We start from the raw sequence: 12,825 nt of genomic DNA, 5'->3' as shown, positions 1-12,825 counted from the left end.
AAGCTTTAATATTGAGGCGTTAAAAGCCCAAGCAGTTGCCGCTTACTCTTACGTGCTTTCCTCCAATAACTCGGGAACAGCACCCTATGTGCAGATGAAGAGCACGATTGGCCCTAATGTGGAGAAAGCAGTGAAGTCTGTGCTTGGCGAAATGGTAACATATAATGGCGAAGTAGCATTTACCCCCTATTTCTCCTGTTCTGCGGGAAGAACCAATGCATCAACGGAAGTATGGGGTGGCAGTTATCCCTATTTGGTAAGTGTGGAAAGTAAATATGACTACCTTGCCGACAGCTATTTTACCAACAGCAAATACTATACCCATACCTATACTTATACAAAGGCCGAGATTCTGCGTAGATTGAGCTTGGCAGGTATTGATGTCCCCGATAACTATGATATGACCAAGCTTTTCCAGGTCAAAACAGAAACCTCGGGTGGTTACAATGGAAATATGTTGATTGCGGGAAAATCAGTCTATTTCAACCGAATCAAAAATTCCATCACCAATATTACTGGGCGTTGGGTGAGAGAGGACATTCTGAAGAACCCAGAAACGGGCAGTATTATTGCTTCCGCGGATTTCGATATCACCTATAAAAATGGTATGTTTACAATTACCACCTATGGTTATGGCCATGGGGTGGGAATGAGCCAATTCGGCGCCCATTTCTATGCTGAAAAAGAAGGAATGGACTATATCGAAATTTTGGAGCATTACTATCCGGGAACTACAGTAAAATAGAATTTTGAGTTGAAAAAACATCCAGTGAGTATCTCACTGGATGTTTTTTTATAAAGTAGAACTGCACAATAAGAAATATGCTTTTTAGTGGAAATGATAAACAGTTTTAGCAAAATTCACGATGAAACTTGTTTTTTTTTCTTCATATTGAACGATAGCGCCTTGAATTACGTACTCATTTGAGATATAATTTGAAACTGTAAGAAACTAAACTGTAGAGGGAGCGTGGAACATGTATAAGATAGTAAAAAAGCGTCAGCTTAACGACATGGTCACCCTGATGGAAGTTGAGGCGCCGTTTGTTGCTAAAAAAGCTGAAGCTGGGCAGTTCATCATCTTCCGTGTGGATGAATTTGGTGAGCGCATCCCGCTGACAATTGCTGATTATGACCGTGAGAAGGGGACAGTTACCATCATTTTTCAGGCCGTCGGTAGATCTACAAAGTTGCTGTCGGAACTGAATGAGGGAGATTCTATCCATGATTTTGTAGGCCCCTTGGGTAAGCCCACGGAACTAGATGGGTATAAAAAGGTATGTGTGATTGGCGGCGGTGTTGGATGTGCTATTGCTTATCCTTCAGCCAAAGCTCTTTTCAACAAGGGTGCTGAAGTGGACATCATCGCCGGTTTCCGGAGCAAGGATATTGTTATTCTGGAAGATGAGATGAAAGCGGTTTCTAATCACTACTATATCACCACCGATGACGGAAGCTATGGTGAAAAAGGATTTGTCACCGATAAGCTTAAACAGCTCATCGAGTCTGGTAATCAATACGATCTGGTTATCGCGATTGGCCCCATCCCTATGATGAAATTTGTGTCCTTGACAACAAAACCTTATGGAATCAAAACCTTGGTAAGCCTGAATCCCATCATGATTGATGGTACCGGAATGTGCGGAGGATGTCGTGTAACTGTGGGGGGCAAAACAAAGTTTGCCTGCGTTGATGGCCCGGATTTTGATGGCCATGAGGTCGATTATGATGAGTTGATGAAGCGCAACTCTTTCTATAAAGGGGAAGAGCAGCACGACGCCACCCATATTTGCCGTTTGCTGGGAGGAAATCACAATGCCTAATATGTCTTTACATAAAGTTCCGATGCCGGAACAGGATCCCAATGTACGCAATAAAAATTTTCAAGAGGTTGCTTTGGGCTATACAGAAGAGATGGCCATGGAAGAGGCGGGACGCTGCCTGCACTGCAAACACATGCCCTGTGTTTCCGGCTGTCCAGTTAATGTCCGAATTCCTGAGTTTATTGCAGAGGTTGCTGCTGGCAATTTTGAGAAAGCTTATGAAATTGTCGCTTCTACCAATGCCCTGCCTGCCATCAGCGGCCGTGTCTGTCCTCAAGAGTCCCAATGTGAGGGCAAATGTGTCCGGGGTATTAAAGGCGAGCCGGTGGCTGTGGGCCGCTTAGAGCGCTTTGTTGCCGATTGGTATATGAAGAATGTGAAAAAGGATACTGTTAAGCCTGAAAGCAACGGCCATAAAGTAGCCATTGTCGGTGCTGGACCTTCTGGCCTGACCTGTGCTGGCGATTTGGCAAAATTGGGATATGAGGTTACCATCTTTGAAGCGTTCCACACTCCGGGCGGTGTTTTGGTTTATGGTATTCCTGAATTTCGTCTGCCGAAGTCTATTGTTGCTTCTGAAATCGATGGGCTGCGCAAACTGGGCGTCAATGTCATGACCAACATGGTTATTGGACGTGTACTTTCCATTGACGATATTTTTGAAATGGGATTTGAAGCAGTGTTTATTGGTTCTGGTGCCGGTTTGCCCAGTTTCTTGGGAATCGAAGGGGAAAGCCTCTTGGGTGTTTATTCAGCCAATGAATATCTGACCAGAATCAATCTGATGAAAGGCTATCTGGAGGATTATGATACTCCGGTGCATAAGGCCAAGAATGTAGCAGTCGTTGGCGGTGGCAACGTAGCGATGGATGCGGCCCGCTGTGCTAAACGTATGGGTGCAGAAAACGTTTATATTGTATATCGCCGGTCTGAAGCTGAAATGCCCGCGCGTGCTGAAGAAATCCATCACGCAAAGGAAGAAGGAATTATCTTTAAATTCCTGACCAATCCAGTGAAGGTGTTGGGCGATGAGGATGGACATGTTCGGGCGCTGGAGTGCTTGGAAATGCAGCTGGGCGAGCCGGATGCTTCTGGCAGACGGCGTCCTGTAGCTATTGAAGGCTCTAACTTTGAATTGCCGGTGGATAGCGTGATTATGGCCATTGGAACTTCTCCCAACCCGCTGATCCGTACAACCACCAAGGGGATTGAAGCCAACAATCACGGTTGTTTGGTTGTAGACGAGAGCATGTGTACCACCAGAGAAGGCGTTTACGCTGGTGGTGATGCTGTTACCGGTGCCGCAACTGTCATTTTGGCTATGGGTGCAGGAAAGACAGCCGCTGCCTCTATTGATAAATATATCAAAGAGAAAAATCAATAATCTATTTTTATGAACGCAAAAAGACAGGCATGCGCCTGTCTTTTTGTTTTGTATTATATTAGTTTTTAGTAGCCTTGAAAATAGCAGTTGATGTGAGATATATGCCAGTGATCAATAGAGAAGGGTTATGTCCATGAAAGAGGAAAAGCCAGATGGAAAAAGACAAAAGAGGTAGGAGAAAAAGAAGAGAAACAGTAGAAGTGATCTTTTCTGTTTTTTGACATCCTCTCATTTGAAGAAACTGTGTAAGTAGCCTGCCTCCGTCTAGAACTCCAATGGGTAAAAGGTTAAAAGCGCCCAAAACTAAATTGACTGCTGCGGATACAGCCAGCGGCAGACTTTGGTGAAATGATAAGCACCATAGACAGACAGCGGCACAGATAAAATTGGCCAGCGGGCCAGCCAGGGTAATAGAAATTTCCTGGCCATAGCTCTGGATCACCGTTTCCTCAGCAGATACACGAATGCCAAAGGGCAAAAGAGAGATAGAGAGGATCTTCTTTTTCCACCAAATCATTATGATAAGATGAGCCGCTTCGTGCAAAAAGATGGATCCGAAAAAAAGGGGATAAAACTGCTGGCGATCCATGATAAGGAATAAATATAGTATGGCGAAGAACCAGATGGAAAGGTGAAGTCTGGTATTACGTATCCGAAATGTCAGCATGAACGGCTCCTATATAAGCAAGATAGGGATTCACATAGACCCCATTAATTTTGAGATCAAGATGGACGTGATTTCCGGTAGAGAGCCCAGTAGATCCAACCCGAGCGATCCAGTCTCCTTGGCGCACCACCGTTCCCACTTGGGCAGTAATACTTTCACAGTGATTGTAGACGGACTCAAAGCCATTTTGATGAGCAACAACAATATAATTACCATAGATCTCAGATTCTCCAATTTCCTTGACAGTTCCGGGTAGGATAGCTCGAATGGGGGTGTTATTAGGAGCCGCAATGTCAAGGCCGGTGTGAAAGTCTAGTTCTCCCGTAATAGGATGAATCCGATAACCATAGGGAGAGGTAATGGTACCGTCTACAGGTGATATAGGGGTTGCTGTCACAAAAAAGGGGGACAATGCTGTCCCCTCTGGTGCTGGCCATTTTTGTTTTTCCATTGGTTTTGTAGTATCTAAGGATACATAGGATACGCTATGCTGTCCTCCAGCACCTGATTCTTGAGGATGAGAAGCCTCGCTGTTTTCTGCATTTTCAGAGTTCTTCTCTTCTTCTAATTTTGATTGGCCCTCCTCTGTATCTTCGTCCTGCTGTGGAGCCAAGGCGAACTGGTCTGGAATTTGGGCCAGCTCTTTTTCCAGCTGATTCATTTTATCCGCATAGTCTTGCGGGTTGTTCATTTCCACCTGGAGATTTTCGGGTGTCACAAGATTTTGGTAATAAGAGCGCACAGTTTCATAGTTTGAACCACCAAAACCTTTGAGAATAAAAGCCGTTGCCAACACAAAAATGCAAATGCAAACTTGGATGACAATGACGCCAAAGACAATGTGCTCCTCCTTGGGTTGAGATGATTCTAAGGATTTTCTTCGGTCAGGTATGGGAGACTGGTTCTGCCTGTATTCCTGCCGGATATCCGGTTTGTTTTCTTGTCTGCTCTCGTTCAATGTAGATTCCCCTTTCCTCCTGCTTTTAACGAAAGAGCCAGAAAAGCCCTTTGTCCCATTTTATGAGCGAGGAACCAAAATCATAACTAAAGATTTAGTAGGAATCATTTGTTTCCTTTCATTTTCATACACTTTTGTGCTATAAAAGGCATAAAATATGATGATTCAGATAAAACAGGAGGGAAGCTAAATGACAAAACTACGCCGTCGGCGGCTTCGGAAAACATTTGTATGCAAATGTTTTGTTGCCGTTTTGGTTCTTTTGGCTTTTCTTTTTTATTTTGATATGCAGGTGCAAAAGACAGTTTCCACCATTGTTTCCTACCAAATTAAGGTATATACGACAAAGGCAATTAACAACGCTGTTTTAAAGGAGATAGAAAGCCAAGAGATTCATTATGAGGATCTTGTTCAGTTAAATATGGGGGAGAATAACCAGGTCAGCTCCATAGAAACTGACGCTTTGGCAATCAGTAGTCTCAAGTCCCGTATATCCAATGCGGTAGAAGAGGAGCTAGAAAAAGACGAATACCGTTCCATTGGAATTCCTGCCGGTACCCTTTCTGGTAGTAAGTGGCTTTCAGGGTTTGGGCCGGAGATCAATTTTCGTATTATTCCTCAGGGGAGTGCACACACCCAACTGGAGAGTAAATTTGATAGTGCTGGAATCAATCAAACCCGCCATCAGATGATGCTGGATGTTCATGTAGAATTTACAGCGGTCATACCGGGATTCTCCACCGAATTTACAGCAGGCACAAATTTCTGTATTGCAGAAACCGTGATTGTAGGCCCCATTCCAGATGCCTACACCAATGTAGAAGACGGCGGGAATGCCAATATGTCTGATATTAACGATTATGATGCGAATGACGCTCGCATTAAAAAATATGTAGATGATATTTCAGAGTGAGTTATGGTATAATATTCTTGTTATATATCATTATAAAATGAATGGAAGCCATTGAGAGAGGATCGTCATCTGTATGGAAAAAATTGAGGCAAAACAGAAAATAGAAGAGCTCCGAACCGTATTGGAGGAGCTCAATTATCAATATTATGTGCTAGATAGTCCCACGGTAGAGGATTTTGAATATGACAGGATGCTTCATGAGTTGATGGACTTAGAAGAACAGTTTCCTGAATTTAAGTCCGATGATTCTCCTACCGTGCGGGTAGGGGGGATGGCGCTCAACACCTTTGAAAGTGTTCCCCATACCGTGCCGATGGGAAGTCTGCGGGATATGTTTGATACCGCCGAGCTATATGCCTTTGATGAAAAGGTTCGAGAGACGATAGCAAATCCTGTCTATGTGGTAGAACCTAAAATTGATGGGCTTTCTGTATCCTTGGAATATGCTGATTCTAAATTTGTACGTGGTTCTACCCGCGGAGACGGAATGGTGGGAGAAGACGTCACCCAGAATCTTAAAACTGTGCCCTCCATTCCCATGAGGTTGCGCCGTTCTTTGCCTTTTTTGGAAGTACGGGGTGAGGTGTATATGCCCAGGCATAACTTTGAGAAACTGGTGGCATTACAGGAACTCAATGAGGAGCAGCCGTTTAAAAATCCACGGAATGCGGCGGCGGGCTCTCTACGACAGAAGGATCCCAAGATCACGGCAAAACGACGGCTGGATATTTTTGTTTTTAATGTTCAACAGATAGAGGGGATAGAAATCACCAATCATTATGATTCTCTGGTTCTTCTATCCGAACTGGGGTTTAAGGTGATTCCCTCCTTTCAGAAGTTTGACAATATTGAGGATGCCGTCAAAGAGGTAGAGCACATTGGCTCTATGCGGGGAAAATATCCCTTTGATATTGACGGTGCTGTTATTAAAATTAACGATTTCGCCCAGAGAGAACAGTTGGGCTCTACTGCTAAATATCCAAGATGGGCGGTTGCATTTAAATATCCCCCTGAGGAAAAGGAAACCGTACTGAAAGAAATTCAGGTAAAAGTGGGACGCACTGGTGTATTGACTCCGACGGCGGTTTTTGACCCTATCCAATTGGCGGGAACCACTGTCAGCCGTGCAGTTCTCCACAATCAGGACTTTATTGATGAAAAAGCCATTGGCGTTGGGGATACCATTGTAGTGCGCAAGGCAGGGGATATCATACCAGAGGTGGTCACAGTGGCCCGCCACTGTGAGAATTCCCAAGTGTATCAAATTCCAAGGATCTGCCCGTCCTGTGGCAGCCGGGTGGTCAGGGAAGAGGATGAAGCAGCCTTGCGATGCATCAATCCGGAATGCCCTGCACAATTGCTGCGGATGATCATCCATTTTGCTTCCCGGGATGCCATGGATATCGAAGGGCTGGGCCCAGCGCTCATTCAGTCCCTTATCGATCAGAAGCTCATTCAAAGCGCCAGTGATCTTTATTTCCTTCAAAAAGAAGATGTAAAGAATTTGGAGCGAATGGGAGAAAAATCGGCGCAAAATCTAATGGATGCTATTGAAAAATCCAAGCAGGCAGGCCTTGCTCGGCTGCTGTTTGGATTTGGCATTCGCAATATCGGTCAAAAAGCGGCAGATCTTGTGGCGCAGCGTTTTCATACCTTGGACGCGGTCATGTCTGCTACTGCGGAAGAAGTGGCATCCATTGATGGATTTGGTATGATTATGGCAGAAAGCCTTGTAGATTTCTTTTCCATGGAAGGGACTCGAGAAATGGTAGAAAAGCTGAAGTCCGCAGGGGTTTTGATGGAGAATACTAAGATCGTCAGCGACACCCGTTTGGAAGGTTCCACCTTTGTTTTGACGGGTACCCTTTCTCAAATGACACGCAATGAAGCGAAGGAAGCTATTGAGAAACTTGGCGGCAAAGTTTCTTCCAGCGTTTCAAAGAAGACAACCTATGTTGTGGCAGGGGAAGAAGCAGGAAGCAAGCTGACAAAGGCACAACAATTAGGCACCCCCATCCTATCGGAACAGGAATTTTTAGAAATGCTTGGATCATTCTAGGAATAAAAGGGCCCTGGTATTACCAGGGCCCTTTTATTCCTAGTTATTTTGCGATAACATCACAGGGGGTGCCCCCGGTAATGCGTACCAAGCTATCAAAATCTATCTTGACTGCTGTAGAACTGGTGCCGGCAGCGGGATAAATATCTCCCAGCTCTTTCAAACTTTGATCGATGAGAATGATGATATTCTCTGCCAGAAAGGGGCAAACGCCTCCAGGATGATATCCTGTGGCGGCAAAAGCCTCATCTCCATTCATCATGCTGCATTTTGTCCCGGTTGCAGCCTTGATTTTGGAACTGGATAGCTTCTGCGCGCCAGGAATGACCGCCAGATAGTTTTTTCCATCCTTTCCCTTTAGGAGGATAGACTTGGCAATTTGGTCGATTTTCACTCCTAACTGATTTGCCGCCATGGGAGCGGTAGCAGTACTTCCTTCCTCGAATTCCAGGACATTGAATCCGTGAGATGCCAAAAAGGCATCAACTTTTTCGTTTCGCACAAATATCAGGCTCCTTTAATTTGTTAAATAATCTGCTATTTTTTCGCTGAGCACCTTCATGCTGTTGGGCTCAAAGGGGCTGGGCACATCTGCTTCTGCTAGAACTTCCAAAAAGTCGAGACTGGCAGGAGCTTTGACAAGCTCCATATAGGTAGCATATCCTTCCTGCCAATCCTGCTCCAAATCCTCCCATACATGCAGCGCGGCGCAGGCTGACACCGTATAGTCAATGGAGTAGAAGGGAACTAAGAAGAAATGGGGAATATCGATCCAGGAAAGGCCGATAGTACTGGCCATATCGCCGGAGACCAGAGTATCAAGCCCGTATTCCTTATAAAGATTCGCCCATATTTCATTGATCTCGTCTAATGTAATGTCTTCCTCTGCGTAGACTAGATGCTGGAATTCATCCTGCATAGTGGCGTTTACAATAGTTTCTACCTTGGAAAACACCTGGGACTTCTGTGCGTCTTCGGCTCCTGCGCCAAAGAAGTCTTCATAATAGGGGAATGCAATAAATTCCATGCCCTGGGAATATATCTCCGCCACGTCGATGGATCGAGATTCAGAACTGAAATAAGATTCGGGGGATACCTTATGGTACATGGCGTTATAGTGCCCAAACTCGTGGAACATGGTGGTGACATCATAAAAACTGGTTCCATCCACGTTGATAAACATGTATGGTGCATAGTACTGACCACCAATAATCGTGGTCATATCGGTATCCGTCTTATTCTCCTGCTTTTCAAAGCTGTAGAGATTGTTGCGGCGCATATAATCAGAACTTTCGGCAGTTTCTTTGGAAAGCTCAGCTGTCATGTTCCAGAAGTTTTCCACCATGCCGTCGTATCCCCCCTGGGGAACGATATCTTCACTGAGAAGAAAACTGGGAGACTCTGAATCAGTGAGCAGATCATTTTGGGCCTGCTGGATGATCTCTTTATAAAGAGGTACCATATATTTTTTGACATCAGCACGGAGGGCTTCGACCTCCTCAACACCATAGCAGCTACGACCCATATTGTCATAGCCCATGGGGATGTAATTGTCATAGCCTAATTTCTGCGCCATTTCCTGGCGAACCTGAATGAGTTCCAGGTATTTTTCGCCTAGGATTTCATTGTATTTCTGATAATAGGCGGGTAACATGAAATACTGGATGGTAGGATCAAGGGAACTGAATAGCGTTTCTTCACCAAAATAGTCAATGGTGGCCGTAGCAGCTAGGTAATTATATTCGGTGACCAATTGATTTTCCCGAACTTTCAAATCCGCGATCTCTTCGGCGCTGGTCTTGGTGCTCATGGAGAGATCCTCCATCTGCCATTCTCCCAGCATTTCTTCCAGGTCATCATAATAAGGGGATTCTACCAATTTGCGCATTAATGTGTTGCGTTTGGCGTCTATATTCGCGGCCATTTCATCCAGATAGGACATTTCTTCCTTGTAAAATTCATCGGTGGCATCAAGGTAACTGTGGATCTGCGCCAATGTGTACATACAAGAAAAGTTGCTGAGCTCAGTAGAAAAGGAATTGACAACCTCCATCTGTTTTTGGGCTGAGTCAGCGCTGTCAAAATCCGAAATGGCCTGATCAATCAGAGAAAGAAGTGCATCTCCATCCGGACGAGTATAGACCATATCTTCAAATTTGACATCCTGGTGGGTGTTTTTATCCCCCCATCCTGTAACAGCATTGAGGACAGAATCCAGTACCGCACAGGAAGTTAGTATTAGGCAAAAGGACATACATAGGGCGATCACTGCAATGAGTTTTCTTTTTTTTATGATAAATCTCCATCCTTTCCTATAAGGTTTATGCAAATGCTTAAACGCATGACTTTATGTTATCATTCTAGCAGAGGTTAGTAAACAGAATTTTATAAAATTCGATCATTTTTTGTAGGGCTTTTTCCGTATCCCATGTAGTATATGCCAATTTAGTAACAAATAAGAAACGGATGCAATGAAAAAGAAAAAGAAATACACTGATATGATATAATTAAAAAACCAAAGCTTGTGAAGAAATTTTGCAGGCTCAATTTAGGAAAAGGAGGAAGCGGTATGAAGAAGTTATTGCTGGCATTTTCTGCATTGGCATTGGTAGCTATTTTGCTGCTGACTGGGTGCTCTGCATCCGATATGACAGGAGAGTCATCGTCCAGTACAGCTATTGCGGAAGTGGAAACTGGCGCTGTGGGAATGGATCAGGATACGGCGAACAATGCCGCTCAGGACGCTGCCGCCGAGAGTGCGGAGATATCCGCAGATGACGGCGATGAACAGTGGCAGGACAATGAGGCCAAAATTATTCGCACAGTGGACATGGGCGTAGAGACATTGGACTTTGACAGCTTTATTTCCTCTTTAAAGAACAAGGTGGAACAGGCAGGGGGATATGTACAAAGCTCCATGGTCGATGGGAAGAATTTGTATGCGGATGGCAGGGAAAATTTGCGTCATGCCTACCTGACCTTGCGCATTCCTCAGGAGAAACTGGATAGTTTTCTTTCTGAGGTTTCCGAGCAGAGCAATGTGCTCTATCAAAATGAATATGCTGAAGACATATCTCTTACCTATTATGATACAGAGTCGAGAAGGAATGCTTTAGAAGTCGAGCAGGAACGGCTTCTCAGCCTGTTAGAACAAGCGGATGATATTGAGGCAATTATTCGCTTAGAAGAGAGATTGACCGAAGTGCGCAGGCAGCTGGAAAGCTATACAAGCTCACTGAAACAATATGATAATATGGTGGACTATTCTACCGTGGATATCCAGATTGAAGAGGTCAAAAGTGTTACGGAGGTACAGGGAGACAGCTTTTTTGAGAAAGTAGGCCATGGCATTGGAGAAACCATGAATGATCTGGGGACCATGTGTGTGAACATTGCTCTTTTTTTGATTGTCAACCTGCCTTATATCCTCATTATTGGGGTAATTATAATTATTATCGTTTTAATTCTGCGAAAAAGACGTAAACACAGAAAGATTGATAAGGCAACGACATCTAATGAAGGAGAAACGGTGGATAAAGGGACTGAAGAGTCTTTAGAACAACAAAAAGAGAAAAAGAATCAATAGAAATTAATCCTCAAAAAGGCAGGGTATTAAAAAATACCCTGCCTTTTTTGTGCAGCTAATTCAAATACTGCCAATCGCAATCAGCATATTGCATAAATAATAAAAATAGACTATAATAGTGCATGTTGGAGAAAACAGCCGATTCTTGGGAATAAATGGCGCCCCAAATTTACAGTTGTGTCATATTTCTATGATGAAAAATGTTGGAAAAAGGCCAAAAATTATGTTACGATAATAAATTATCAGTATTTTTATGCTTTGTAAATTATGGGGGAATAAGGCTAAAAGCTTTTCCTACAGAGAGAAAAAATAAGATTTTAAGAGATAGGCGGAGAAATATGGGTTTTACAGTGGGGGTGGACGTTGGTTCCACCACAGTCAAAGTTGTGGTTTATGATGGCGAAAAACTAAAATTTAAGCACTATGAACGGCATCTTTCCCAAGTACGGCAGAAGACAGCGGAAATTCTGGAGCAGGTGCGCCCTTTGCTGGAGGGACATGAATTTAAAGCGGCGATTTCTGGTTCTGCTGGTTTGGGATTATCCAAGGCCGCAGGCGTGGACTTTGTCCAGGAAGTTTTTGCCACCGGAGAGGCCGTAAAAAAATATGCATCGGACACCGATGTGGTCATTGAGCTTGGGGGAGAGGATGCCAAGATTATCTTTTTCACCGGTGGAATGGAGGAACGGATGAATGGCACCTGTGCAGGAGGGACTGGTGCGTTTATCGATCAGATGGCATCCCTGCTTGCCGTGACTCCGGATGAGTTGGACAAACTCAGTGAGAATTATGAGAAAATTTATCCCATTGCGTCCCGGTGCGGTGTCTTTGCTAAAAGTGACATTCAGCCTCTTCTCAACCAGGGGGCCCGGAAGGAAGACATTGCTGTAAGCATCTTCCAGGCGGTAGTAGATCAGACAATTACAGGTCTTGCCCAGGGGCGGCAAATTAAGGGCAAGGTCCTCTTTTTGGGAGGACCCCTCTACTTTTTAAAGGGGCTTCAAAAACGCTTTAAAGAGACACTGAAACTCTCAGATGAAAATGCAGTATTCCCTGATCTGGGGCCGTATGCTGTTGCCATTGGCACCTCAATTTTTGCGCAGAAACAGGAAAGGTTTTATACATACGATGATTTCATTACCCGGATTACCCAGGCCTCTGATGATGCAGATAGGACAGAACATCTGGAACCGCTGTTTAAGAACAAAGCGGAGTATGCAGAATTCCGTGCGCGCCATGCCAAGGCCACAGTAGAACGACGGGATATTGCTGGCTATGACGGCGGGGCTTATCTGGGCATCGATTGTGGCAGTACCACAACCAAGGTGGTTCTTCTTTCTAAAGATGATCAAATCCTCTATGAATACTATAGCTCTAACCAGGGCAACCCTGTCAGTATTGTCAAGGAGCAGCTGGAAAAGATTTATCAGCTGTG

The 12,825-nt window shown here is 44.4% G+C and carries 11 protein-coding genes; 7 read left to right on the top strand and 4 right to left on the bottom strand.

The annotated features are described in order from the left end of the window. The 3 genes from ACZ25G_RS00685 to gltA all read left to right on the top strand — a co-directional run. Nucleotides 1–745: SpoIID/LytB domain-containing protein (locus ACZ25G_RS00685; protein WP_463681185.1), on the top strand; the 745-nt coding region annotated here is incomplete at its 5' end. A gap of 232 nt (nt 746–977) precedes the next feature. Beyond that, complete coding sequence (locus ACZ25G_RS00680; RefSeq protein ID WP_191481493.1) at nt 978–1,823, top strand: sulfide/dihydroorotate dehydrogenase-like FAD/NAD-binding protein; 846 nt, start codon at nt 978–980, stop codon at nt 1,821–1,823. After that, entirely contained in the window at nt 1,816–3,207 is a 1,392-nt protein-coding gene (gene gltA, locus ACZ25G_RS00675) for an NADPH-dependent glutamate synthase (RefSeq protein ID WP_463681184.1), read from the top strand. The genes ACZ25G_RS00680 and gltA overlap by 8 nt, the downstream gene beginning before the upstream one ends. A 58-nt stretch (nt 3,208–3,265) precedes the next feature. Here the strand turns inward: gltA and ACZ25G_RS00670 are convergent, their stop codons facing one another. Both ACZ25G_RS00670 and ACZ25G_RS00665 read right to left on the bottom strand, forming a co-directional pair. Continuing rightward, a complete protein-coding gene (locus tag ACZ25G_RS00670; protein ID WP_191481495.1) occupies nt 3,266–3,874 on the bottom strand; it encodes a site-2 protease family protein in 609 nt (202 codons plus the stop codon). After that, nucleotides 3,852–4,832, bottom strand: a complete 981-nt coding sequence (locus tag ACZ25G_RS00665; protein WP_463681183.1) for a M23 family metallopeptidase — start codon at nt 4,830–4,832, stop codon at nt 3,852–3,854. The genes ACZ25G_RS00670 and ACZ25G_RS00665 overlap by 23 nt, the downstream gene beginning before the upstream one ends. Before the next feature lie 190 nt (nt 4,833–5,022). On the opposite strand from ACZ25G_RS00665, the gene yunB reads away from it, so the two are divergent. Both yunB and ligA read left to right on the top strand, forming a co-directional pair. Further along, nucleotides 5,023–5,745, top strand: a complete 723-nt coding sequence (gene yunB, locus ACZ25G_RS00660) for a sporulation protein YunB (protein ID WP_463681182.1) — start codon at nt 5,023–5,025, stop codon at nt 5,743–5,745. Between the two features lie 73 nt (nt 5,746–5,818). After that, nucleotides 5,819–7,804 carry an NAD-dependent DNA ligase LigA gene (gene ligA, locus ACZ25G_RS00655; RefSeq protein ID WP_463681181.1) on the top strand — a complete coding sequence of 662 codons (1,986 nt, stop codon included), beginning with the start codon at nt 5,819–5,821 and terminating at the stop codon, nt 7,802–7,804. A 43-nt stretch (nt 7,805–7,847) separates the two neighbouring features. On the opposite strand, the gene ACZ25G_RS00650 is transcribed toward ligA, so the two are convergent. After that, on the bottom strand, nt 7,848–8,306 hold the full coding sequence (locus ACZ25G_RS00650) for a YbaK/EbsC family protein (protein ID WP_463681180.1): 459 nt from the start codon (nt 8,304–8,306) through the stop codon (nt 7,848–7,850). A 15-nt stretch (nt 8,307–8,321) separates the two neighbouring features. Beyond that, a complete protein-coding gene (locus tag ACZ25G_RS00645) occupies nt 8,322–10,058 on the bottom strand; it encodes a M3 family metallopeptidase (RefSeq protein ID WP_463681179.1) in 1,737 nt (578 codons plus the stop codon). 315 nt (nt 10,059–10,373) lie between these two features. Here ACZ25G_RS00645 and ACZ25G_RS00640 point away from each other — a divergent pair, with 315 nt between their 5' ends. Then, nucleotides 10,374–11,390 (top strand): DUF4349 domain-containing protein, encoded by a 1,017-nt coding sequence (locus ACZ25G_RS00640; RefSeq protein ID WP_463681178.1) that lies wholly within the window; start codon nt 10,374–10,376, stop codon nt 11,388–11,390. Between the two features lie 338 nt (nt 11,391–11,728). Beyond that, nucleotides 11,729–12,825, top strand: a 1,097-nt coding sequence (locus tag ACZ25G_RS00635) for a BadF/BadG/BcrA/BcrD ATPase family protein (protein ID WP_463681177.1), incomplete at its 3' end; no start/stop codon positions are given.

The organism is Zongyangia sp. (genome assembly GCF_965361945.1).
Note: the sequence above shows the minus strand (reverse complement) of the source record. Positions and strands in the feature narration are given on the sequence as shown.

Bases quoted from the DNA above. Each gene is read 5' to 3' on its own strand.
- ACZ25G_RS00680 (WP_191481493.1), top strand. From the start codon at position 978: ATGTATAAGATAGTAAAAAAGCGTCAGCTTAACGACATGGTCACCCTG.
- gltA (WP_463681184.1), top strand. From the start codon at position 1,816: ATGCCTAATATGTCTTTACATAAAGTTCCGATGCCGGAACAGGATCCC.
- ACZ25G_RS00670 (WP_191481495.1), bottom strand. From the start codon at position 3,874: ATGCTGACATTTCGGATACGTAATACCAGACTTCACCTTTCCATCTGG.
- yunB (WP_463681182.1), top strand. From the start codon at position 5,023: ATGACAAAACTACGCCGTCGGCGGCTTCGGAAAACATTTGTATGCAAA.
- ligA (WP_463681181.1), top strand. From the start codon at position 5,819: ATGGAAAAAATTGAGGCAAAACAGAAAATAGAAGAGCTCCGAACCGTA.
- ACZ25G_RS00645 (WP_463681179.1), bottom strand. From the start codon at position 10,058: ATGTCCTTTTGCCTAATACTAACTTCCTGTGCGGTACTGGATTCTGTC.
- ACZ25G_RS00640 (WP_463681178.1), top strand. From the start codon at position 10,374: ATGAAGAAGTTATTGCTGGCATTTTCTGCATTGGCATTGGTAGCTATT.